This is a genomic window from Emticicia sp. C21, assembly GCF_003418935.1.
In the GTDB taxonomy this organism is placed as follows: Bacteria; Bacteroidota; Bacteroidia; order Cytophagales; family Spirosomataceae; genus Emticicia.
In genome coordinates this window covers 426397-449950 of the sequence record NZ_QVMT01000002.1, presented here as the reverse complement: position 1 = coordinate 449950, position 23554 = coordinate 426397, and the positions used below count along the sequence as shown (strand labels likewise).

The 23554-nt window shown below is 39.6% G+C and carries 19 protein-coding genes and 1 pseudogene; 2 read left to right on the top strand and 18 right to left on the bottom strand.

Features of this window, described 5'->3' with window-relative positions; all coding sequences use genetic code 11:
* The first annotated feature begins 124 nt into the window (after window positions 1-124).
* A complete protein-coding gene (locus D0T08_RS06660; protein ID WP_116981822.1) occupies window positions 125-3196 on the top strand; it encodes a T9SS type A sorting domain-containing protein in 3072 nt (1023 codons plus the stop codon).
* Between the two features lie 22 nt (window positions 3197-3218).
* On the opposite strand, the pseudogene D0T08_RS06655 reads toward D0T08_RS06660, so the two are convergent.
* From D0T08_RS06655 to pcaH, 10 genes and pseudogenes are all read right to left on the bottom strand, one after another.
* Window positions 3219-4907 (bottom strand): annotated as a pseudogene (locus D0T08_RS06655) (GH39 family glycosyl hydrolase).
* 102 nt (window positions 4908-5009) lie between these two features.
* Window positions 5010-5228 (bottom strand): hypothetical protein, encoded by a 219-nt coding sequence (locus D0T08_RS06650; RefSeq protein WP_116981821.1) that lies wholly within the window; start codon window positions 5226-5228, stop codon window positions 5010-5012.
* A 46-nt stretch (window positions 5229-5274) separates the two neighbouring features.
* Window positions 5275-5796: an HD domain-containing protein gene (locus tag D0T08_RS06645; protein ID WP_116981820.1), complete on the bottom strand. Its 522-nt coding sequence runs from the start codon at window positions 5794-5796 to the stop codon at window positions 5275-5277.
* A 142-nt stretch (window positions 5797-5938) separates the two neighbouring features.
* Entirely contained in the window at window positions 5939-7147 is a 1209-nt protein-coding gene (gene pcaF / locus D0T08_RS06640; protein ID WP_116981819.1) for a 3-oxoadipyl-CoA thiolase, read from the bottom strand.
* A gap of 14 nt (window positions 7148-7161) precedes the next feature.
* Window positions 7162-8508, bottom strand: coding sequence for a 3-oxoacid CoA-transferase (locus tag D0T08_RS06635; RefSeq protein WP_116981818.1), 1347 nt, complete (start codon window positions 8506-8508; stop codon window positions 7162-7164).
* Window positions 8509-8514: 6 nt separating this feature from the next.
* Entirely contained in the window at window positions 8515-9705 is a 1191-nt protein-coding gene (locus D0T08_RS06630; protein ID WP_116981817.1) for a 4-hydroxybenzoate 3-monooxygenase, read from the bottom strand.
* Complete coding sequence (gene pcaD / locus D0T08_RS06625) at window positions 9692-10831, bottom strand: 3-oxoadipate enol-lactonase (RefSeq protein WP_116981816.1); 1140 nt, start codon at window positions 10829-10831, stop codon at window positions 9692-9694. Before pcaD ends, D0T08_RS06630 begins: the two co-directional genes overlap by 14 nt.
* A gap of 8 nt (window positions 10832-10839) precedes the next feature.
* On the bottom strand, window positions 10840-12156 hold the full coding sequence (gene pcaB / locus D0T08_RS06620) for a 3-carboxy-cis,cis-muconate cycloisomerase (RefSeq protein WP_116981815.1): 1317 nt from the start codon (window positions 12154-12156) through the stop codon (window positions 10840-10842).
* An 11-nt stretch (window positions 12157-12167) separates the two neighbouring features.
* Window positions 12168-12692, bottom strand: coding sequence for a protocatechuate 3,4-dioxygenase subunit alpha (gene pcaG / locus D0T08_RS06615; RefSeq protein ID WP_116981814.1), 525 nt, complete (start codon window positions 12690-12692; stop codon window positions 12168-12170).
* A gap of 26 nt (window positions 12693-12718) precedes the next feature.
* Window positions 12719-13426, bottom strand: coding sequence for a protocatechuate 3,4-dioxygenase subunit beta (gene pcaH, locus D0T08_RS06610; RefSeq protein WP_116981813.1), 708 nt, complete (start codon window positions 13424-13426; stop codon window positions 12719-12721).
* A gap of 416 nt (window positions 13427-13842) precedes the next feature.
* Between pcaH and D0T08_RS06605 the strand changes: the two genes are divergently transcribed.
* Entirely contained in the window at window positions 13843-14715 is an 873-nt protein-coding gene (locus D0T08_RS06605; protein ID WP_116981812.1) for a helix-turn-helix domain-containing protein, read from the top strand.
* Here D0T08_RS06605 and D0T08_RS06600 read toward each other — a convergent pair.
* The 8 genes from D0T08_RS06600 to D0T08_RS06565 all read right to left on the bottom strand — a co-directional run bounded on the left by D0T08_RS06600 (window position 14712) and on the right by D0T08_RS06565 (window position 23490).
* Complete coding sequence (locus tag D0T08_RS06600; RefSeq protein ID WP_116981811.1) at window positions 14712-16010, bottom strand: MFS transporter; 1299 nt, start codon at window positions 16008-16010, stop codon at window positions 14712-14714. The two genes, D0T08_RS06605 and D0T08_RS06600, sit on opposite strands and share 4 nt — an antisense overlap.
* A gap of 31 nt (window positions 16011-16041) precedes the next feature.
* Complete coding sequence (locus D0T08_RS06595; RefSeq protein ID WP_116981810.1) at window positions 16042-16572, bottom strand: DUF3237 domain-containing protein; 531 nt, start codon at window positions 16570-16572, stop codon at window positions 16042-16044.
* 34 nt (window positions 16573-16606) lie between these two features.
* Window positions 16607-17473: an amidohydrolase family protein gene (locus D0T08_RS06590; protein WP_199538128.1), complete on the bottom strand. Its 867-nt coding sequence runs from the start codon at window positions 17471-17473 to the stop codon at window positions 16607-16609.
* A 59-nt stretch (window positions 17474-17532) separates the two neighbouring features.
* Window positions 17533-18648, bottom strand: a complete 1116-nt coding sequence (locus tag D0T08_RS06585; RefSeq protein ID WP_116981809.1) for an alpha/beta hydrolase — start codon at window positions 18646-18648, stop codon at window positions 17533-17535.
* 21 nt (window positions 18649-18669) lie between these two features.
* Entirely contained in the window at window positions 18670-19605 is a 936-nt protein-coding gene (locus D0T08_RS06580) for an alpha/beta hydrolase (RefSeq protein ID WP_116981808.1), read from the bottom strand.
* A gap of 150 nt (window positions 19606-19755) precedes the next feature.
* Complete coding sequence (locus tag D0T08_RS06575) at window positions 19756-20862, bottom strand: 5-methyltetrahydropteroyltriglutamate--homocysteine S-methyltransferase (RefSeq protein WP_116981807.1); 1107 nt, start codon at window positions 20860-20862, stop codon at window positions 19756-19758.
* A gap of 31 nt (window positions 20863-20893) precedes the next feature.
* On the bottom strand, window positions 20894-22696 hold the full coding sequence (locus D0T08_RS06570) for a feruloyl-CoA synthase (RefSeq protein ID WP_116981806.1): 1803 nt from the start codon (window positions 22694-22696) through the stop codon (window positions 20894-20896).
* Entirely contained in the window at window positions 22696-23490 is a 795-nt protein-coding gene (locus tag D0T08_RS06565) for a crotonase/enoyl-CoA hydratase family protein (RefSeq protein WP_255413510.1), read from the bottom strand. Before D0T08_RS06565 ends, D0T08_RS06570 begins: the two co-directional genes overlap by 1 nt.
* Window positions 23491-23554 lie beyond the last annotated feature (64 nt).

The following is a 23554-nucleotide window of genomic DNA, read 5'->3' as shown; positions in this document are numbered from 1 at the left end:
CGTATAAATGCTTGTTAATAAATATCAAACTATCGAGAATAGATTTTTTCAAGTTAATATAATTCATTGCTTTATGAACAATTATTATTTAATTTTCGACCTATTAATAAATACTGCATAAAATATGACTAAAATTGTTTACGCTACATTCTTGCTGTTATTATCCTATTATTATTCCTATGCACAAGAACAAACCCCTGCCATAGAATGGGTAGAACCCTATAATGGAGGAACCAAAGGTGGAAGCATCACTCTTTCTCCAGGTCCTAATACTTTATTTGCCTTGATAAAGGACCAGAATACCAATAGTGGTTCGGCAAGTATTAGTAAATTTCATGCCGATGGCCTTGTAAAAAATCAATATATTACTGTAGAAGGAGGTTCAGGTAATGTCCCCTATATGTTGCAATGCCCATCTCAGGATGGTGGCGTGCTTGCTTACCTTACTTCAAGTCATGTTTTTAAGAAATATGATGCCAGTCTGAATTTGAGTTGGGAACTAACCGACATTTATTTTTATGTGCAAACTGCCACCGCTACGCTTGCTAATGGATTCTATCTACAAGGCTACTCTTTTACTAATAATAAACCCGTCACTGAGCTCAAAAGAATGAGGAATGATGGTACTATAGAGTGGTCGGTTGATATTTCTGGCTTTTCAAGTAGTACGGTTAATGATATCCAAACATCCAGCGATGATGGGGTAATCATTGCAAGTGCTAGTGGTATAAGAAAATACAATGCATTAGGGAATCTTATTTGGTCAAATACCGATATTTTAGGTGCTTCTCAATTGATTATTACAGATCCTTCTATTATGTATACCTATACAAATAGCAGTAATTCTGGTAACCGAAGTATTATTCAGTTAAATACTTCGACCGGAAATGCCAATTGGACAAGGCTTTTAATCGGAGAAAATATCAACGATTTTGAAAGAACATCCGACAATGGCTGTGTATTTAGTACCAATACAGGCTTATACAAATATAATTCTGCAGGGGGGTTACAATGGAAAAATACCAATTATAGTTCTGCTAAAATTACTACCACAGGCGATGGTAAGATATTTATAATAAAGAATAATGCAATTATCAAACTGAATTTTAGTAATGAGCAATTGTGGTCTAAAAGTTTCAATAGTAATTACTATGTCATTCAGGATATAAATGGTGCTTCTGATTTTGGATTATATGTAACCGCAGTTAAAAATGGGATATATTATAATACTGGCCCAAGTTTCCTTCTTTTCAAACTAGCATCTCCAGACACGCCTTGTAAAACAAATTTCGACATTACTGGTGAAAATGCTACCTTTTGTAGAAATGGCAGTTTGTCATTATCTTCTAAGATGGGGAATGTCTCGATGGAATACATGGCTTATCTGACTAATCTCAGCTTTCAATGGTATAAAAACAATGCCCCTATACAATTTGCCACCAACTATTATTATACAGCTTTTCAAACTGGAAATTATACTTTAAAAGTCAGGCAACAGGGATGTGAAGCCACTTCTCGCCAGGTTGAGTTAAATATCGTTAATAGTTCAGCTCCCATAATTGAAGCAGATACTCGTCAGATTTGTGCAGGTACTCCACTTAGTTTAAGAACTAGGGGTTGTGAAGGAACTGTAGTTTGGTCGACTGGGGCAAGAGGAGAGCAGATCGATGTTACTCCACAAGTAACTACAACCTATAATGCCTGGTGTGAAACCACAGTTAATAATGAGCTTTGTCAGAGTTACACTAGTAATTATTTTACAGTCTCAGTACGTGCTTTTTCCAATTTAAAAATTAGTGATATTGCTGGTAAAAGGGAATTTTGCCCGAATGATTCGACAGAATTAAAGCCGACCCTTACTGGTGGCATTCCGCCTTTTTCATATACCTGGATAAAAAATTCGTCTATCGTTTCTAAGAAAGTTAATCCTTTAATAGGTGAGGAGGGAGATTATATATTACATGTTTTTGATAATGTTGGTTGCTATAACCACTCAGATATAATACATATTAAAAAAGCAGACAATCCGGTTCCGCCTGTTATAAATCCACCAACCAATACTATACTATGCTTAGATGGACATATCACGCTTTCAACTAATAATCAGGAAAGCGGTTATCAATGGATTATAAATAGCCATGAAATTAAAGACGAGGTTAATCCATCTTATAATGTAACCGTTCCCGGCAGTTACTTACTGAAAGTTAAAAATGCTAGCGGATGCTCAAGCATATCTAATGATGCCGTAGTCATTACCCCTTCTGACTTGAGTATTAAAGATGTAGTCGGGAGGAAAGAATTATGTAAGGGAAGTTCTACACAATTAGAGGCAACTATTTTGGGAGGAGTTGAGCCTTACAATTACGTATGGACAAAAAACGATACGATTCAGTCACAAAATAATAATGCGATAATTAAGCAAAAAGGAGAGTATATCTTTACTGTCATTGATAAGGTTGGTTGTAAAAGGAGTTCACAACCTATTCTAATCAAAGAATTATCTATTCCGATAGCTCCTGTTATATCATCTTCTTTAGGTACCCATATATGTGTTGATAGCAAATCAATATTAACAACTGATTCAAAAGCGGTTAGTTACCAGTGGTATCTGAATGATGCAGCAATTGAAGGAGCAAGCAATCAATTTTATACCGCCGCCTCATCTGGTAAATATGCACTAAAAGTAACCAACGAAAATAATTGTTCGAATATCTCTGAAAATGCCATAACAATCTCGCAGATAATCATTCCTCAGCCTACGATTAAACAATCAAACGATAGTTTAATTTCGAGTGCTTCAGCGGGCAATAAGTGGTATTTTAATACCACGGAATTACCCCTCACATCACAGAAAATAAAATTTACAGAAGTAGGCAACTATCAGGTAAAAGTATTTGAAAAAGGTTGTGAAAGCATCATTTCGGCTAATTTTATACCCATAATTTTAGCTAATGAAGAAATGTCTATACATATTCAATTATATCCGAACCCAACGTCCGATAAAGTATTCATTAAATCCTCAAAAGCATTCAGCTATCAATTAGTTGATGTAATGGGTAGATCGTTAAAGCAATCAACTGACAAAAGTTTCAGTCATACTATTGACATAAAAGGATTTACTTCTGGTAATTACTTTGTAATTCTACAAGAAGAAAACGGAAGTAATTTTGTCCGAAAACTATCGGTTAATCAATAATTGCTCAATTGATATAGCTATTTTACCAATCAAATTTCAACAATGAAACCCCTTGTCGTGGTAGTTTAATACTGAGTTTTAAGCTACCATTACTTGTTTTTATATAGCTGGGTGAGGTCAGTAATGTTAATTGTCCGGCTTTTTCGAGAATAGCTATTTGCTCCCTGGTCGGGCTTTCCGGAGAGCCCATTTTCTTCTAGACTTCATAGGCATTGCTGTTTTCATCATCTATCCGATAATGGTTGAATTTAAGTTTTCCAATAGGTAACCCTTTTAAATCTATTTCAATTGAGGCATCTTCTGCCTCTACATCATCATCATGATAATGCCAGAGCATCACAGCCGCAGAATTGACATCTTTACTGGCCAGCGCATTAATATCAGCTTTTGCACCTCTCACACTTGAGTCACGCACCATTTTGAAATCGTATTTCATATTGCCTTTTACCTCCACACGTTTACCTGACATCTGACCAAACATTCTGAATACATTCAGCACGGGTTTATCTATACCATTGGTTGCCAAATCACGGAAACCATAGAAATAAGGCTGATTTTCAAACTCAAACGACCAGCTGACTGCGGCTTTCAGATTGACTTTATAATAATCGGCTAAAGCATATTTGCGGGCAAAAGAAGCGGCAGTATAGCTTGAATACATCGTGCCATTCCGATAAGCATTTTGTGGATTAGTTTTCATGCCACAAGCCGCACAACCTTCGGGGTCTGACTCGCCGATAATGATAGGTAAATGCTTCAATGTCGGAAATGATGCTACAATTCTGAATCCTTCTGAAATATCTCTTAATTGTGTACCCATATTCATCTGCACATGTCCATCTACAATTTTAGGTGCACCTTTGGCATGGAATGAGATAAAATCAAGTGGAGAACCTACTTTTCCCGTCACATAATTTTTACCCGAAATGCAGTGTTTGAGAAAGGTTTGCAAAAAATCTGCTGCTTTATTCCAGCTTGGGCCCGTGGTTTCCGGGCCTCCCATTTTTATAGTTGGCAAGGCTCTTTTGGCTGCGTCGGCTGTATAATCATATAGTTTACAATATTCATCTACTGTGCCTTTCCAATAGCCAATGTTAGGTTCGTTCCAAAGTTCCCAATACCAGCTTTCTACTTCTTTTTTTCCGTATCGCGCTACTGAGTGTTTTACCCATTGATAGACCAGTTCGGCCCATTTTTTATAATCCGTTGGCGGATACGCCCACCCTGTATAAATATCATTATAGGGCATACCGGGTTTCCAATAATGTTCATAGGGTTCAGGCTTAGGTGAGAGCGCTTTGGGCATAAAACTGAATTGTGCCAATGGTTTAATACCTCTGGCTAAGTAAGTGTCAAAAATCTTGTCAACTCTGGTCCAGTCATATATTGGATTTCCGTTGGCATCTTCGGTATATACATTGGTTGAGCCCCACTTGAGCGTCAATGTATCATGCCCGGAAGTAAGCAGATTATGCGCTCTGAAATAGACGGGTACAGGACTCATGGATGATAATTCTGATAGTAGCTTTTTGCCATCTCTCATATAGGCATAGTTAGGTTCGTCAGCACCAAACCAAGCCCACATGGTGGTCATATCACCTATTTTTTTATTAAAATCAACCTGAATAATTGTTTTTTCGGAAGAGGTATTCTGAGAAAATGCAACAAAATTAAAAAGAGCAAAGAAGCCCGAAAGAATGATTTTTTTCATGGAAAAGTGGTTTGAATAGAATAGTGCAAATGTATAAATTCTATTCGTAAACCATTTAATTGAAATAGAATATCTAATTAGTTTCTGTAGTAATTAAGGGTGCTATACTTTCCATTTTTCTTTATAGAGATTTATTCCAATCCAATAAAAAAATAAAAGTGGTAAAAAGAAAATCAGATTAAATCCTAATTTTTCAAGTACATCTCCAAGCGTATAATTTTCTTGGCCTAGTGTAAAAGCTAATGAAATTATCAAAGATATTATTTGAAAAACAGCTCCGATACCAACAAAAATCAAAAGAAAAAGTCCAATGTATTTCATAACTTAGAAAATAATTTTGAATGATATATTAATATTCTTTCTTCACCTATTTCTTAAACATCGGTAAAGGATTTAAGGGATGCTTAAAAAAGTTTTTAGCAGTGGCTTTTATCAGAAATCTATGAAAGCCTAAAGTTGGAAATTGCTGTTTATTCAATTGAGTGGATTGCTTATCTGCACCAAATGTCAATATCCCAAAACTCACATCTATCCAATCAGCCTGGCGGAAAGTTTCTACGGTTTGGGAATATTGAGCTTTGTATGAGCTAATTTTATGATGATTGTCAATCATGAGCTTTATTTCCTCGATGCAATCTTGCCTATTAGTTTCAGTAAGATAGATTTTCACTTGTTCGATAGAGGGAGCTAAATAATCGAAAGTATGGTTAGTCCAGATGCCAATGTCGTGAAATACGGCTGCAATGGCATATTTATCTTCGTTGTCCTTAATAGTATCTAACAAAAGGCAATTCAAGAAGACACGGTAAACATGATTGCGATACTTATCGTAATCAGAACCGATAGCTGATTGGAATTTTTGTAATAATTCTTCAATGAGAGGGTTCATTATGCGAAATGTTTTTTTACCACGGAGGACACGGAGTATTCCACGGAGGGTCACGGAGTTTTTAATCACTAAGTTTTCTCAATCATTCAATCACAAATTCGCTAAATCACTCAATCACACATTCACTCAATCACTAAATACATCAAACCCTTTCCACCACTACTGCATAACCCATACCTACACCTACACACATAGCAATTAAAGCATAGCGTTGTTTTGTTCTGACTAACTGATTAACTGCGGCCTGTATAATACGTGTGCCAGACATGCCCAGTGGATGCCCCAAAGCAATAGCGCCACCATTTGGATTAATTCTTTCGTCGTCATCTGCCAGGTATAATTGGCGGCTTACTGCCAGACATTGTGCAGCAAAGGCTTCATTGAACTCAATTACCGCTATATCATTAAGTGACAAACCTGCTTTTTGCAAGGCTTTTTTCGAAGCCTCCACAGGACCAATACCCATAATACGAGGTTCTACGCCTATTACTGCCGATGAAACAATACGGGCTTTTGGGGTTAGATTATAAGTTTTTAGTGCTTCTTCTGATGTTATCAGCATGGCTATTGAACCATCATTGAGTCCGGCAGAATTGCCTGCGGTTACTGTGCCGTTTTCTTTTTTAAAGGCGGGTTTTAGCCTGGCTAAAACTTCCAATGTCGTATTACCTTTGATAAATTCGTCTTTATCAAAAACGTTTACATTTCCTTTTTTGTCTGCTAATTCAACACCTACAATTTCTTCTGCCAGAATACCTTTTTGCTGAGCGGCAAAGGCTTTTTGTTGTGAGCGCCAGGCAAATAAATCCTGGTCTTCGCGACTGATATGATAGAGTTCAACCAGATTTTCAGCCGTTATACCCATCGCATCAGTGCCGTACATCTGATGCATTTTAGGGTTGATGAAGCGCCAGCCGAAGCTTGAATCAAACATCTGGGCATCGTTACCAAACGGTTTTGAAGTTTTTGAAATCACCCAGGGGCCACGTGTCATATGCTCCATACCTCCGGCAATAATTATTTCTCCATCGCCTGCTTTAATGGCTCTGTTGGCATGAATCACTGCCGACATACCTGATGAGCATAAACGATTGACTGTTTCTCCCGGAACCGTATAAGGTAAGCCTGCCAATAATAAGGCCATGCGCGCCACGTTGCGGTTATCTTCCCCAGCCTGATTATGGCAACCTAAAATCACATCATCGATTGCCACGGCAGGAATTGAAGGGTGTCTTTTCAGCAACTCCTTAATAGGAATAGCTGCCAGATCATCTGCCCGCACAGTTGATAAACTTCCGCCAAAACTACCTATTGGTGTGCGAATAGCATCTATGATATAGGATTCTTTCATAAAATACGCGTTTTTTAACTCAATTTTTCTACAAAACTGGCACTTGTCTTAGCTCTCGCTTCTTCCAAAGTAGCATTTGGCATCAACTCTATCAACGTTAACTGATTATCTGAATAATCAAAAACTGCCAGTTCGGTTATGATAAGACTTACTACTCCTGAGGCCGTCAATGGCAAAGTACAAGCTGGCACAATCTTAGATGAATCATCAGGATTAGTATGGGTCATAGTGATAATCAATCGCTTGGCACCTTTGGCTAAATCCATAGCACCACCTACACCTAACAGAGGTTTTCCTGGTACTGCCCAGTTAGCCAGATTGGCGGCCTCATCTACTTCCAGTCCCCCCATAATAGCCACATCAATATGCCCGCCGCGAATCATGGCAAATGAATCGGCACTATCAAAATAGCTGCTACCCTTTAATGCTGTCACAGGAATTTTACCGGCATTCACCGGATAATCCATTGCTCCACCACCATCTGCGGGTACAGGGCCAACGCCTAACATCCCGTTTTCTGTATGCAGAATAATTCCATGCTTTTCTGTTATCAGGTCAGCTACTAAAGTCGGAATCCCGATTCCTAAATTAACTACATCACCTTTTTTCAATTCTTTCAAAGCCCGTCTGGCCATATTCATCCGCGATTCATCTACTTTTTTAGAGGAAGAAACCGAAGCAGACATGCCCAGGTCTTCTAAAGTCAAAGTAGCCTGTACCAGATAATCTACATAGCATCCGGGTGTATGAATATGCTCGGGTTGAATCTCTCCAACTCCTACAATTTCTTCTACTTCTGCAATGACTAAATCGGCTGCAGTAGCCATGGCCTTATTAAAATTCTGCTCGGTCATCCGGTATTGCAGATTACCTGCGGTATCGGCCCGCCATGCCCGGATAAAGGCCACATTTCCTCTTAAACCTTTAATAAATACCTGTTCTACTCCGTCTATTACTTTGGTTTCACGATTTGCGGCTATTAATGTTCCGGCTGAGGCAGGTGTATAAAAACCTCCAATGCCTGCGCCCCCTGCTCTAAGCGCTTCTGCTAATGTACCTTGAGGCAAAAGCTCATAATCTATCAAACCTGCCTGAACAGCCTTTACTGCATCAGGATTAGAGGTAAAGAATGAACCTATCAATTTTTTAAGCTGACCATTTTTTAATAATCTTCCGCCTCCTAAGCCAACTTCTCCGGCATTATTGCCAATGAAAGTCAGATTTTTAGTACCTAATTTGGCCAAGGCGTGCATCAGATGCACGGGGTTGCCTGTCATGCCAAAGCCACCCTGCAGAAGGGTATCCCCCTCTTTCACCATGTGGGCGGCGGTATGTGTATCTATAATCGGAACCTTTTTCATGTTTTCTTATTCAAACGCCTCAAATGGTAAGCCTACGTAGTTTTCGGCTATGGTAGTTGCATAGGCTTTTGACACTTTTATATAATCGAATTTTGCTTTTTGTAATTGATAGGTAAACGACCCGTGTTCGTCTTGTTTATGGAAGAGCGTCGTCATGAAATTAGAGAAATCCTGTGCCCGCCAGATGCGTTTCAAGGCAATGGCTGAATAATTGTCTAATGCATTAATTGAATTTTGCTGATAATATTCTGCCAAACCATCTGCCAGATGTTTTACATCTGCTACGGCCAGATTTAATCCTTTCCCTCCGGTTGGTGGTACAATATGGGCGGCATCACCTGCCAAAAATAATCTACCTGCTTGCATATTATCAGTAAAAAAACTGCGCATAGGTGTAATGCCTTTTTCGAAAATCGGACCTGTTTTTAAAGTCCATCCCTCTGTTCCTAGGCGGATGGCTAATTCTTCCCATATCCGTTCATCCGACCAATTATCAACCGAATCATCATTATCAACCTGAATGTATAAACGACTGATTTTATCTGAGCGTAAACTATGCAAAGCAAAGCCTCTTTCGTGGTAAGCATATATCAACTCGTCGGTTGAGGGAGCTACGTGCGCCAATATGCCTAACCAACTAAAGGGGTATGTTACTGAATATTCTTTAAACGTATCAGAAGGCAAAGTCTTTCGTCCTATGCCATGATAGCCATCACAAGCCGCCATGAAATCACAATCCATAATGCCTGCTTCACCCTGGTGTTCGAAATAAATTTTCGGGTTATCTGTGTCAAAATTTTCAATTTTTGTGGCAGGGGCTTCAAAATAAATCTGCCCTCCTCCGGCTATCCATTCATCTGTCAGGTCTTTTACTACTTCCTGTTGACCATAAATGGTGATGTTCCTGCCACCTGTCAACTCTCCAAAAGGTATTCTGATGCGTTGACCGTCAAAACTCAGGTATACCCCATGATGTTCCTGCCCTTCTTTTAAGAGTCTATTTGCTACACCCAGACTTTTATAAATATCAACTGTATTCTGCTCTAATAAACCAGCCCTTACACGTGCCTGCACATACTCACGGCTTCTATGCTCAATGATTATCGCTTCTATTCCTTGTTTACGCAATAGCAAAGCCAGTGTTAAGCCTGCCGGGCCTGCGCCAATAATTCCTACCTGTGTTTTAAGTATTTTCATACACTATTCCCATTTCTTTAAATAATTCCTGCGCTGATGCAAAAGCTTCGTTGGCAGCAGGAACACCACAATAAACAGCCGATTGCAGAATTACTTCTTTGATTTCAGATACTGATACACCATTATTGATGGCAGCCCGCAAATGCAGTTTAAATTCCGCTTTTCTGTTCAGGGCAATCAACATGGCAAGGGTTATAAGGCTTCTGCTATGTTTGGACAAATTTGGCCGAGTCCAGATTTCTCCCCAGGCATAGTTGGTGATAAACGATTGAAAATCAGTATTGAAAGAATTGATTTTTTCGTTAGCTTTATCTACATAAGCATTGCCTAATACGGTTCGTCTCACATGCATGCCTCTGGCATAATTGGTATCACCCACCAGAAAATCCAATAATACCTGCGCATATTCCTTAGGAATTTCTGTGCTTGTCAAATGGCGCGCATGTAATACTTTCAGATGGGCATAAGGTATTTTATTGGCTAAATATTCTGCCGATTCTACATTCGTAACAGGGTCTTCATCACCGGTTATGATTAGCGTTTCTATCGAAATGTTCTGTACTTTTTCTCTGAAATCAGCGTCTCTCACCGCCGCACAACCACCTGTATAACCTGTAAGATTATTACGCAGAAACATAGCCTTAATTTCACTCACGCGTTTATGGTTTTGTCTCCTGAAATCTTCGGTAAACCAGCGTTCCATCGTCTCATTCGCAATGGCTTGTATACCTTGTTTAGTAACCGTATCAATGCGGGTATTCCAACGCTCATTATCTCCTATTTTTGCAGCTGTATTGCTTAAAACAAGTTTTTCAAATCTTTCGGGATGATTCAGCCCTAACCATTGACCGATTAACCCTCCTATAGATAACCCACAAAAATAGGCCGTTTCGATTTTCAGATCGTCCATCAAATCAATTACATCCTCACCCAGTTGCTCAATGGTATATTTTCCCGGCGTCGCCTCGCTACCTCCATGCCCTCGCATATCATATTGCAAGATTCTAAAGTAGGGAAGCAGGTAAGGAACGAGCTCATCCCACATCATCATCTCAGAACCTAAAGAATTCGAAAATATCAACACCGGACTATTGGGTGTGCCCTGGATTTTATAATTTGTTTTCATAGTAAATCTCAGTGATTAGAAAGATTATCTAAAATTTCGTCGATGATATCTAAGCTATTGCCTATGGAGTTGGCAGGCATGAATAGCTCGTCCAAGTTAGGTAAATCTACAAAAATTTCAGACAAAATTTCTTTCAAATGCTTTTGCTGGGCAATTGCCTGCTTACAGGCTTTCTCTATCAATTCATGAGCCTGAGTTTTGCCCATTTTATATGTTAAGGCTAATGACACATTTTCAGCATAGATCAACCCTTTGGTTAATTCCAGATTGGTTAACATTCGTTTGTCGTTCACTTCCAATCCTTCTATCAATTCAATGGTTCTTTCTACACTGCCACCCGTCAGCATCATAATTTCGCAAAGTACTTCCCATTCCGAATGCCATAATCCCGCTGAGCGTTCATGCTCTTGTGGTATAGCCGATAATATACTAGCTACTTGATGAGGTAAGCGTGTAGCATTAGCTATGATTGCTGCACATAGTACCGGATTCCGCTTGTGGGGCATCGTGCTTGACCCTCCTTTTTCTTCGCCTGCTCCTTCCAGTACTTCAGCTATTTCTGTCTGCATCAGCAAAGAAATATCTTTAGCTATTTTGCCCAGGCTACCTGTCAGAATTCCCAAAACACTAGCCCACTCAGCTATATTATCTCTTCCTGATTGCCATGAAAAACCCACATTCAATTCTAATTTTTCAGCTACTGATTGCTGTACTTCTTTTGAAAGATAAGCATTGCCGCTTCCTACTGCCCCGTTCAATTGTATCACCAAAACCCTTTCTTCTACGCTTTTGATACGGGCTTTTGTTCGTTCAATGCTTTGGAGCCAGTTAGCTGTCTTTAAACCAAAAGTAATGGGGCGTGCCTGTTGCAAGAGTGTACGGCCTACTATCAACGTTTGTCGGTGTTTTCTGGTAAGCGCTATTAATAATTGAGAGAGAATATCTAATTTTTCATCCAACCAGATGATAAATTCCTGTATCTGTAAAACCGTAGCCGTATCTACTATATCCTGGCTTGTCGCGCCCAGATGCACATATTTTGACGCTTCTGCACTCGTATTCTTAACAATGCGTGTGAGTTGTTTGACTAAAGGTATAGCTGCATTCCCCCCTTTTATGAGATCTGCTTTGAGTTTATCAACATCTATAAAATCAGTTCGGCAACAACTGACGATAATTTCAGATAGATCTGTCGGAATAATTCCCTGCTCTGCCTGTGCCATTGCCAGTACACCCTCCACACGAAGCATCTGCGCTATGATTTGGGTATCAGACAATAGTTCGTTGACTTCGGTTGAATAGAAATATTGAGAATATAAGCTCATATGATAAGCAGTTATATATCAAAAAAAACAGTTTCGTTGTCGCCCTGCATATAAATATTAAACTCATAAGTTGAGCCTTTCTTTTTTGCTATCAGGGTGTGTCGTCTACCCTCAGGCACTAAATTCAGCACTTCATCCTTGCTATTCTCTTCAACTTCGTCTGAAAAATAGATGCGGGTATAAGAATGAATCTGCTGCCCGCGCATAAAAATGATTACTGATAAATGTGGGGCTTGCCCATTAAAAGCTACCGGTTTGAGGGTATAAAAAACAAAGCGACTCTCCACATCAGTGCCTGTACCAAAGCGCCCAAAAAGCTGATGTTGTCCATCATTCTGCCAGATTTCGATCATGGCATCGGGTATCATAACACCTTGACCATCGAATACTTTACCGACAATAGTGATAGCGTCTTCGTGGTCGAGGGGGTTAACCATTTCATTGCCTACAAGGCTTTTGAAATCATATAGATATTGCTCCGGTGCCAGCCCGTAAGCAAAATAAGGTCCTACTGTTTGAGAGGGAGTTTGTAACATGAGTTAAACAATTTATAGATTGTCAATTACAAAGTTTCAAAAGGCGTTTGCTTGTAGCCTCTTAACACGAAATCGAAACGATACCCCAGGGCAAAGCTGGGTTCGGTAGCGCTTAAATCGAATTTCGAAACAAGTAGCTCTCTACCCTTTTCAGGTACACTCAGAAAAACGGGGTCGTATGCTAAAAGAGGGTCGCCCGGAAAATACATCTGTGTTACCAGTCGATTGGTAATATTGACACCGAATAAAGAAAAATGAATATGATTTGGCCGCCAGGCATTATAGTGGTTTCCCCACGGATAGGCCCCAGGCTTGATGGTGTAAAATTTATAGTTGCCATTAGTATCGGTCATGCAACGCCCAGCACCTAAGAAATTAGGGTCAAGCGGCGCTTCGTGTTGGTCAACTTTATGAACATATCGTCCGGCAGAATTGGCTTGCCAGATTTCAATCAGGGTATTTGGAATCGGAAGACCGTTTTCGTTCATCACTTTGCCATGTACGATAATTCTTTCGCCGATAGGCTCGCCATTTTTAACTGTGTTTTTTGTCAGGTCATGGTCGAGCGGGCCTACATTAAAATCTCCAAAAACCGGACCTGTGAGTTCAGACAAAGATTGTTTGAGCAATACCAATGGTTTTTGGGGTGCCCTATATATCGTTGATTTGTATTCGGGAGTCAAATAGGCAGGCTGTACTTCCCTATCGAAAGAATTATAGATAATCTGGCTCATGGTTGAATATTTTTAACAAAGATATTTTCAGCATATAAAATACTCTTGGATTAATGGAAATATTGCTTGCACAAAACAAACATTTAATGTATTTTTAAATGGATTTATCGCATTAAGATTCGTTTATCCTATTAAATAAAATTCCTTGTCTAATATATTATCCCTACGGGATACTAGGTTCTGAAAATAGATAATTTATCTACCGATATATCGTCCCTACGGGACTAAAATTAACTAGATGCCTTAAAAATCGACAAAATTCAAGTATCCCGTAGGGATGGTATATCGGTAGAAAAGAATTGTAATTAAAGGCTTCAAGTCCCATAGGGACGATATATTAAGCTTTTACTCAACAGTTTTGTTTTAAAAAAGTTTAATACTTTTCAAAATATCCATTTGTATTTTTAAAACATATTATGAGCAAAGCTATAGTAAATTTCAAAGGGCTATATGGCGATAAGCAAGCCATTTATTTACCCAACTTTATTCACCACGAGCCGCTCGAAACCCGTAGTAAAATGTATGACTGGGAAATAAAGGAGCATCTGCATACCGAGCTTTTCCAGGTATTTATTATTAAGAAAGGGGAGGGCATTATTATTTCTGAAAATAAAGAATTGAAACTCGTTGGGCCATGTATTATTACTATCCCGACCAATTCTTTGCATGGCTTCATTTTTCAACCTGATATCAATGGTGAGGTTATCACTTTTTCAGAATCTTTTCTGGAAAATATTTTTAAGCCTACGCCTAAAATATTACTCGGCATTAATCGGTTTAATCTTTTGTTATTTGAACAGCATACCGCCGCCTTTAAGCAGATAGCACAATATATCCATGAAATAATCCGCGAATTGTATAATGATAATCTTGAAAAGCAAATCGTAATACCCTCACTTTTTCAACTACTTTTTATTTATTTATACAGGTTCAGTCTTTTGCAAAAACAAACCATAGCTCAATCAGACAACCGAACTTTACAGTACTTTCAGAGCTTTCAGAAGAGTATCAAACAAAGCCTGCACGAAACAAAATCAATCAATCAGTATGCTAAAGAATTAAATATTACTAGTGTACATCTTAATAGGATATGTCAGGCATTAGTACAAAAATCAGCTTTAGCAATCGTACATGATTACTTGATTAACGAAGCAAAGAAGTACCTGTTGAATACAAACTATTCAGTTTCAGAAGTGTCTTATTTTCTTAATTTCAAAGACCCTGCTTATTTTACTCGCTTATTTAAAAAAGAGACAGGTGTAACTCCTACTGATTTCAGGAAGAATTAACTCACCTCTCTTGAAGAAATAAACAAAGTCATTACTCCAGCCAAAACAGTCGGAATAGCATAAATCAGGAAGTTAGTACTTAGAGACAAGCCCATACCAATGAGAATACCACCCACGGCGGGACCAATTATACCCCCAAGCCTACCGGCACCAATGGCCCAACCTACACCTGTTGTTCTAAACTCGGTAGGATACATGCGGGCGGCTACCGCATATAAGCCTACAAAACCCCCTTGTATACCAAAACCTAACAAACCAAATACATAGAGAATAGCATCGGAGCCAATAAACATTTTGAAGATAGCCATTAAGACTGCCGTCAGAATAAATATAACGCCAATCGTTTTTTTAAGACCATACTTACTCGAAAAGTAGCCTTGTGTCATGATACCAAACCAGGCTCCTGCATTAAATACGGTTCCTGTATAAATGGCTAACTTCATTGATAAACCTGCATTGGTAGCCAATTTGGGTATCCAGCTGGTGAGAAAATACAAAGTGGCAAAGGCAAAAAATAAAGCTATCCATAGTTGCAATGTCGGTGTCCGGAAGTCTTTATTGAATAATGATTGGATAGATCCCTTATTCTTTTCTGATGATTCGGAGGGAATCTTCTCAATAGCTTCAAAACCCATTTTTATCAGAATTATATTAATCTTTTCTAATGCGTCGCGTGGTTGTTTTTTAATATAGAAATCTAAAGATTCGGTCAGAAAAAAGTAGATAACAGGTAATGAAATGATGGTGATGATTCCTGCAATTTCAAACATACTCTGCCAGCCATCCCGCACAATTATATTGCCTGATGCCAGACCTGACAAAACCGCGCCTACCGGATAGCCGGATATAACAAAACTTACCCAGAAATCTTTGGTTTTATGAGGGGTATACTCGGCTGCTAATGCCGCGGTACTTGCTAACATGCTGCCCACACCCAGGCCACTAACAAACCTTACAGCAACTAACCAGTAAATAGACGTGGCAAAAGACGTGAGATAAACAGTAGTACCCATCAAAGCCGCACTTAGTAAAATCATGTTTTTTCTACCGATGCTGTCTGCAAAGGGTGCCAGAAACAAAGCACCGAATGTCATACCGAATAAGCCCGAACTAAATACAACTCCCAAAGCTTGTGGACTTACGCCCCAATTCTGAGATATAGCAGGTGCTGCATAAGAGATAACGAGTACATCCATGCCATCAAGCATGTTCATGAAGAAACAAACGATCAATGTAGCATATTGTAATCGAGATATTGGCGAGTTATCAATTAGGTTTTTAGTATTGAATAGCATAGTTATAGCGGTTGAATAGTTTGACAGATACTCACTTCACTTTCCAGACCTGAATGGCTACATTATCGGGATTTCTTTGAGCTTTGCAAATAAAGATGGCATTATTCAGCCATTCATACTTACTGCCTTTAGGCGCTTCAAACTTTGGAATAGCTCTGAAATAATATTCTGACTGATTTACCTGTTCGCCTTTGGCAATACGCGCGGCGACTTCGGGAGTTGCGGCTCTAATGCCTGTGTTCTTGATGTAAATAATTACTCCGTCTTCGGTTTTCATCTGGTAGTGTGCCTCCAATTCTGCCACACCATCAGCTCTTACTACCTGCCAGTCGGCACCGCCATTCAGTATTTCGGCTTTAATATTCGGCCCTTCAACCGTACCTCCAATAATAGGAATAATGCGGCGGACACCATGAGGTGTTTCTCCTACCACTATAGCAGGGTTCAGTTTCACTTTTAATTCACAGACAAATTCTAACTGAGGGGCTTCAGGTGTGGATTGTGCGTAACTATTAAATATGCATAGGAGCATTAGTGAAAGGCTAAGGCAAACTTTTTTCATAGGATGAATGATTATCAGGTATCAAATAGATGTTTTATTGCAATCCTAATAGTCGGATTGCATTTTCCTTTAAAATTAATGGTTTTACCTCCGGTTTGAAACCTGCTTCATCAAAATCTTTTATCCAGCGCTCCGGCGTAATCAACGGGAAGTCTGTTCCGAACAGCATCCGGTCTTTCAATAAGGTATTGGCATACTGAACTAATTGTTTCGGAAAATACTTCGGCGACCAGCCACTCAAATCAATATACACATTAGGTTTGTGCATAGCTACTGAGAGCGCTTCATCCTGCCAGGGCCAGCTTGGGTGTGCAATGATAATCGGACAATCAGGAAAATCAATCGCTACATCGTCCAAATGCATCGGGTTTGAATATTCCAAACGCAAGCCGCCACCCCCGCGTACGCCACTGCCAAAACCCGAATGACCGGAATGGAAGAGCATAGGTAATTTGTATTCGGCAATGACTTCATATAAATGATAAGCCATTTTATCTTGTGGATAAAATCCTTGCACTGTAGGATGAAACTTGAAACCTCTTACCCCATAATTTTCAATCAAATCACGGGCCTCTCTGGCACCCATTCTTCCTTTATGTGGGTCAATACTTGCAAAAGCAATCATGACATCAGAGTTTTTCAAGGCTCCCTCTGCTACTTCTTTATTAGGTATTCTCCTTTTGCCTACATTAAATTCTGAATCGATAGTAAACATCACAAATGCCATATTCATCTCACGATAATAATCGGCTGTTTCCTGAATGGTCGGGCGTTTGTCAGACTTAAAATATTTAGCAAATGCTACATCAAATTCAGACCGATAGTCATCATGGGGTTGCTGACAAGAAACCTCGGCATGTGTATGTACGTCAATCGCTACTATTTTGTTGATATCAATCATTCTTCTTAAAATCTTAAATTTGATACTCTCAAAAAACTCTGTGGTAAAACAACAAGCGCTTACTCCATAAATCCAGCCTTAGCTTTTACTCCGGTTTTTGTCCAGTTTCTTAACTCATCAAAGGCCAATGCTATTTGTTGAGGTGAGAAAGCACAATGCCCCTGCCCTTTGGTATATTTTACCGTAAAGTATTGGTCTTTACCTTTTTGATGAACCATATTTTCAAAATTTACCACCCCATAAGTAGGCGGTATCAACTGGTCATAAATGGTATGAACTAATAATACTGGCTTATTGATATTGCCCGAACGGTCGTATTTACTAAAAACCACATCAGGATTCACTGTTGCTGCCAAACGCTCAGCTTTTTGGTTTACTAATAGATTATCAGGAAAGCCCGAATAAACCGTATTAGTATTATCAAATGGGTTTCCTCCGGCTTTTTGTGCAATATCTCTTAATACATTTTCATTGAAAAACAGCGAGAACGGCAAATCGTCTAGTTTCAAATCAAAGCGTTTGGCAAAGGCGAGTGCTAAGGCTGAATCTTTAGCCATAATAGCTTTTTTAATATCCATGGCCTTAGCCATCATTTTTCTTGAATCCTGTGCCTGATAAGGGCTTTTCAAATCAAATATAGTACTTAATGGCGTAACAACCCCCGGAAACAAGCCATTGAAAGTAGCGTACATATCAAACTCTTTGCGGCATTGCAGATAGATTCTACTCGAAAGCGGACAAAGTGGCAAAGCTCCCTGATAATTGGTATCGTAATTTTCCATGATGGCTAAAGTGACCCCTCCGCCCATCGAGCCCCCTACCATAAAAGTAGAATCTGGTTTGCCATATTTATCGAAAAAGTATCTACGCAAAGCTTCGGTATCGTCTACTCCCTGCGCCAAAGCCAATCCCTGGAATTGATAGTCAGAGGCTGCCACGGCAAAACCTCTTTCTAAAAACGGACTCATGGATTTGAGAAACTGAGGACTTTGACTTTGCAAAGGGCTTCCATTAAATTCGTATCCATGCGCATACATCACTAATTTCCATCGCCAATTAGGTGGAAACAGGATTCTATAGCGTGCCCCATTGATACTACCAGAATCAATCTTAACGATAGTTTGCCCTAAGGCTCCAATGCTTGTGAAAAGAATCAGAAAAATGATATTTTTCATATTGAATTTGTTTATACAGGTTCAATTATTCTTCATCTCCTTCTCAAAAAAGGCTAGCATCTGGTTGTAGTATTTATCAATCATCACACCTGGCCCGTGTCCACCTCCGGCGACAATGACCAATTCACTTGGTACCCCCTCTTTTTGTAATTTTTCATACAATTTTTTGCTTTGGCAATCGGGCACTAAAGGGTCTTTATCTCCATGAAAAATCAGGAATGGAGGGTTGTTTTTATTGACATAGCTGATAGGATTGGCCAAGGCAACTTTAGCGGGATTTTCCTGAATAGCTCCACCAATTAAGGAAGATTCCGGAGATTTGGCTTCATTATGAGCAAAGGAACTGCCACATTGATCCATAATCAAAAAATCAGTTGGTCCGAACCAATCTACAACAGCATTTACTTTGCTGCTTTGGTCAGTATACTTACCCAAATTCCCCTCAATATCTATATCAAGACCACCAATTTTATCTGTTTTGATAGCGTTGGTTGTGCCTGTCAAAGCCGTCAAATGCCCACCCGAAGACCAGCCTGTTACGCCAATGAAAGAGTTATCTAAAGAAAATTTTGCGCTGTTGGCTCTTATGAACCGAATAGCCGCCTTTACGTCCTGAATCTGGGCAGGAAATTTGGCATCTTCACTCGAACGATGGTTGACATTGACTACAGCAAAGCCACTTTCCAGTAATTTCTGTCCTAAACCTTCTGTAAATACTGTTTCTTTCGATGAATTGGAAAACCAGGCACTGCCATAAATGGCGATAATGATGGGATAGGGAGCTTTTCCATTTTTAGGTAGATGAATATCCAGCTTATGCCCAATGGCTCTGTCGCCTACATAATCAATATCCAACCAATACTTCGATGAAGAAATGGCTGTTTTTTCTGCATCTATCTCTTTTGATTGAGCCCATGCAAACGTTGAAATGAGCATAAGAAGGAGGATTTTTTTCATGAGATTGGTTGAATAATGTTGGTTATAATATAGATTTTAGAGCTTAAAAGGTCTTAAACCATCCCGTCAAAATCCGACTTCGTCAGGATTTTGCCTCCCTCCTTGAAAAGGGGGAATTTTTAGACACCCTCTGCCCTTACCCCTCTGCATTCACGACTCTCCCCAAACTTTAATGGCGGTATTTACTACCAATTCAATTTTACGCCATTGGTCATCGTGGGTCATGTCATTGCCGTGATGGGTAGATGAAAAACCGCATTGCGGACTCACGCACATATTCTCTAAAGGCATATATCGGGCAGCTTCATCAATGCGCTTGCATAAATCATCGATATTCTCTAATTCTTTCTGCTTTGACGAAACAATACCTAAAACTACGTTTTTGTTCTTAGGAACGAAACGTAAAGGAGCAAAATCTCCACTGCGCTCATCATCATATTCAAGGAAGTAGGCATCTACATTGATTTCGTTGAAAAGAATTTCAGCCACAGGCTCATAACCTCCTTCGGCAAACCAGGTACTACGGTAGTTACCACGGCATAGGTGTATACCAATAGTTAAATCTTCCGGGCGGCCATCAATCACTGAATTGATTAAAGCGGCATAAGTTCTTGGCAAAGCATTCGGGTCTTCTCCTCTTTCAGCAGCGGCAGCTCGCATTTTTGGGTCGCAGAGGTAAGCCAGATTCGTATCATCTAATTGCAGATAGCGTAATCCTGCTTTGTAAAGATGGTTAATTTCTTCACGATAAGCTGTTGATAAATCATGAAAAAACTCATCCATATCAGGATAAGAATTAATATCTATTGATTTTCTACCACCTCTGAAATGAATCATGGTAGGCGATGGAATTGTTACCTTTGGCGTTTGGGTAACAATTGATTTTAGATAATTAAAATCATCAACCTGGATATCTTTTACGTGTTTTAGTTTACCTGTTACACTTAATACCGGGGGTTTGAAACCGTCTTCAGCCACTTTAGCATTTGGATTTGCTTCTATTCCACCAGTTACCGAAACACCTGCTAATTCTTTCAGGAAATCAAGGTGGAAATAATCACGGCGAAACTCGCCATCTGTGATTGATTTCATACCTGTTGACTCCAGTTTCTTTACTGTTTCCAGAATAGCAGCATCTTCAATAGCACGTAGTTCTTCGGCAGAAATCTCACCTTTTTTCCATCTTAAACGATTTTCTTTAACGGCAGGAGTCCGTAATAAACTACCTACATGGTCGGCTCTGAAAGGAGGGTTCATTAGTATTATATTTTATGTTCGTGTTGAATATTTACTGATACAATTGTTCTACCAGATGTGCCCTATGTTTCAGCACTATGCGCTGATTCAATGAGCCCTTATCGGTAATTTCTCCCAAATCAATGGAGGGAGGGTCTAGGGCTATTATAATTTTCTCTACCCGATTGGCACTACCTGTAGCTGACTGATTAAATTCGTTTAAAACATTATTCAAATAGTCGGAAATGGCTTCATGCTGAAAAACATCCCGATTATGAATTTCTGCTGATAAATCGGCATGTTTTCTACAAGCTTCCGCATTCAGAAACAGAATAGCGCTGACATATTCTTTGTCTAAACCTGCCAGCACTACATCCTGCATAATAGGCGAACCTGCCGAAATCAATTTAGCTTTTAGCACACCCACATTTACCCAGGTGCCTGTTGATAGTTTGAAATCCTCAGCTATTCGCCCATCAAATACCAGCCCTTTATCCGGGTAATTTTCATCTAAAAACTTTACGGCATCTCCGGTCTTATAATAGCCTTCTTCATCAAATGCTTTGAGGGTTGCCTCTTCATTCCGCCAGTAGCCACGCATCACATTCGGGGCTTTGTAACGAGCTTCCAGTTTATCACCATCAGGCACAATTTTTACATCCATTCCTGCTACAGGCACTCCCAGAAGTCCGGAAAAAGCCCCTCCCCAATTAGCAAACATAGCCGATGGGCCAGACTCGGTACAGCCTAAGCCTGTAATAATAGGTATCTTCTCTCCAATAGTTTCTACTGCCAACTCTTCTAATCTATTCCATACAGGTTGTGCCAGACTAGCTCCTGCATAAAAAAGCATGTTCAGGTTTTTGAAGAAATTCTGGCGTAAATCCGGTTCTTTTTCCAGATAAGGTATCAGCATTTCAAACCCTTTAGGCACATTAAAATAGGCTGTTGGAGAGATTTCTCTCAGGTTCTGAATCGTTGTTTCTATACCCTGGGGAGTTGGTTTGCCATCGTCAATATAGAGTATACCTCCATTATAAAGCGCTAAACCAAAGTTATGATTGCCTCCAAAGGTATGGTTCCAGGGTAGCCAGTCTATAAATACAGGTGGAGTAGCCGACATAAACGGAAAAACCTGAGTAATCTGTTGGAGATTGGTACACCACATTTGCTGGGTATTAATGACACCCTTTGGCAAACCTGTGGAACCTGAGGTAAATAATACTTTGGCTACTGTATCACCACTCACTTTGGCAAAAGCCTCTTCTACTTCCTGTGTTGGTTCCGTAGCCAATAAATGGGCAAAATCAATTCCTTTACCATCATTAACAGTGATAATTTCAGCATTTGGAAATAAACCTGCGGCTAATTCAAGTGCCTTTTGATATTGCCTGCCATTTTGGGCAAAAATGACTTTGGGCGTCATTAATTCCAGACAATGTTTTAATTTCCCAAAATCCTGTGAAATCAAAGAATATGGGGGAGATATAGGTGAGTAGGGAATGCCGATATGTATAGCAGCTAAAGCCAGTAAAGCATGCTCCAGGCTATTTTCTGAGAGAATAACTATGGTTTCCTCACTCGTGAAATTCAGGTTCAGGAGGTATTGAGCAATAGATTGTACCTTGCTTAGTGTTTCAGCATAAGACAGTTTTTGCCATTCATCTGTTTTGTCTCTACGCGCCAGAAAAGTTTTATCAGGCGTTTTTTTGGCCCACTCTATTAACTTTTGCGTTAGTTTTTCTGGTGTTGGTGCTAAGTCTTGTTCCAGGCGAAAATGAATAATACCATTTTCCCGTACCAGTTTATGTGTACGGGTCGGGCCGAAAGCGATATTTTTATAGCCTGCCTGCATTATTCGCCTATCTTTTTTGCTCTCCCCTCCAGAAAATCATTCAATCGTTGCTTGGCTTCCGGCGAGCTTTGGGCAATTGCGGCCATCATGCTTTCAAGCATTAATCCTTCGGTTTGTGAAGAATCTGCTATTCTTGGTAATACGTGCATCAGGGCGTAGTTTGTCATTTCTGCATTTTTGGCTATTTTTTGAGCTAATTCTTTGCCTTTTGTTAATCCCTCACCCTGTGCTACAAGATATTGTGCCAAACCAATTCGTTCTCCTTCTTCGGCTTTGTAGACTCTGCCTGTCATCATCATATCAGTCATGCGGGCTATGCCTATCAGTTTAGGTAATCTGACTGATGCGCCACCTCCTACAAAAATTCCCCGCTGTCCTTCCGGCAATGCATAGAATGTGCTTGGTTCTGATACCCGGATATGACAGGCTGCTGCTAATTCTAATCCACCACCTACTACTGCGCCATGCAATACGGCAATGACAGGGGCAGTACCAAACTGCACTTTATCTAATGCTCTGTGCCACATTCGGGAATGATGAATACCCTGAACGGCATTTCGTTCTTTTAATTCTGACAAATCAAGTCCTGCAGAAAAGTGGTCGCCGATACCATAAATGACTACGCAACGGATGGATGGCGGCAGGTTATCGAATACTTTCTCAATAGCCAGAATCAATTCATCGTTGAAAGCATTTCGCTTTTCAGGTCGGTTTAGACCTACCATTAAGATGTCTCCCTGAATCTCGACTTGTAATGTTTGGGGCAGAAAAGAGTGAAAGATTTCCTTGTACACAATATCTATTATTTATACAATTTTATATCGGAATTTTACCATACAAATTTGAATAAATAAGGTG

Excerpts from the sequence above, each read along its gene's own strand:
- D0T08_RS06660 (WP_116981822.1), top strand. The coding sequence starts at position 125 with ATGACTAAAATTGTTTACGCTACATTCTTGCTGTTATTATCCTATTAT.
- D0T08_RS06650 (WP_116981821.1), bottom strand. The coding sequence starts at position 5,228 with ATGAAATACATTGGACTTTTTCTTTTGATTTTTGTTGGTATCGGAGCT.
- D0T08_RS06645 (WP_116981820.1), bottom strand. The coding sequence starts at position 5,796 with ATGAACCCTCTCATTGAAGAATTATTACAAAAATTCCAATCAGCTATC.
- pcaF (WP_116981819.1), bottom strand. The coding sequence starts at position 7,147 with ATGAAAGAATCCTATATCATAGATGCTATTCGCACACCAATAGGTAGT.
- D0T08_RS06635 (WP_116981818.1), bottom strand. The coding sequence starts at position 8,508 with ATGAAAAAGGTTCCGATTATAGATACACATACCGCCGCCCACATGGTG.
- D0T08_RS06630 (WP_116981817.1), bottom strand. The coding sequence starts at position 9,705 with ATGAAAATACTTAAAACACAGGTAGGAATTATTGGCGCAGGCCCGGCA.
- pcaD (WP_116981816.1), bottom strand. The coding sequence starts at position 10,831 with ATGAAAACAAATTATAAAATCCAGGGCACACCCAATAGTCCGGTGTTG.
- pcaB (WP_116981815.1), bottom strand. The coding sequence starts at position 12,156 with ATGAGCTTATATTCTCAATATTTCTATTCAACCGAAGTCAACGAACTA.
- pcaG (WP_116981814.1), bottom strand. The coding sequence starts at position 12,692 with ATGTTACAAACTCCCTCTCAAACAGTAGGACCTTATTTTGCTTACGGG.
- pcaH (WP_116981813.1), bottom strand. The coding sequence starts at position 13,426 with ATGAGCCAGATTATCTATAATTCTTTCGATAGGGAAGTACAGCCTGCC.
- D0T08_RS06605 (WP_116981812.1), top strand. The coding sequence starts at position 13,843 with ATGAGCAAAGCTATAGTAAATTTCAAAGGGCTATATGGCGATAAGCAA.
- D0T08_RS06600 (WP_116981811.1), bottom strand. The coding sequence starts at position 16,010 with ATGCTATTCAATACTAAAAACCTAATTGATAACTCGCCAATATCTCGA.
- D0T08_RS06595 (WP_116981810.1), bottom strand. The coding sequence starts at position 16,572 with ATGAAAAAAGTTTGCCTTAGCCTTTCACTAATGCTCCTATGCATATTT.
- D0T08_RS06590 (WP_199538128.1), bottom strand. The coding sequence starts at position 17,473 with ATGATTGATATCAACAAAATAGTAGCGATTGACGTACATACACATGCC.
- D0T08_RS06585 (WP_116981809.1), bottom strand. The coding sequence starts at position 18,648 with ATGAAAAATATCATTTTTCTGATTCTTTTCACAAGCATTGGAGCCTTA.
- D0T08_RS06580 (WP_116981808.1), bottom strand. The coding sequence starts at position 19,605 with ATGAAAAAAATCCTCCTTCTTATGCTCATTTCAACGTTTGCATGGGCT.
- D0T08_RS06575 (WP_116981807.1), bottom strand. The coding sequence starts at position 20,862 with ATGAACCCTCCTTTCAGAGCCGACCATGTAGGTAGTTTATTACGGACT.
- D0T08_RS06570 (WP_116981806.1), bottom strand. The coding sequence starts at position 22,696 with ATGCAGGCAGGCTATAAAAATATCGCTTTCGGCCCGACCCGTACACAT.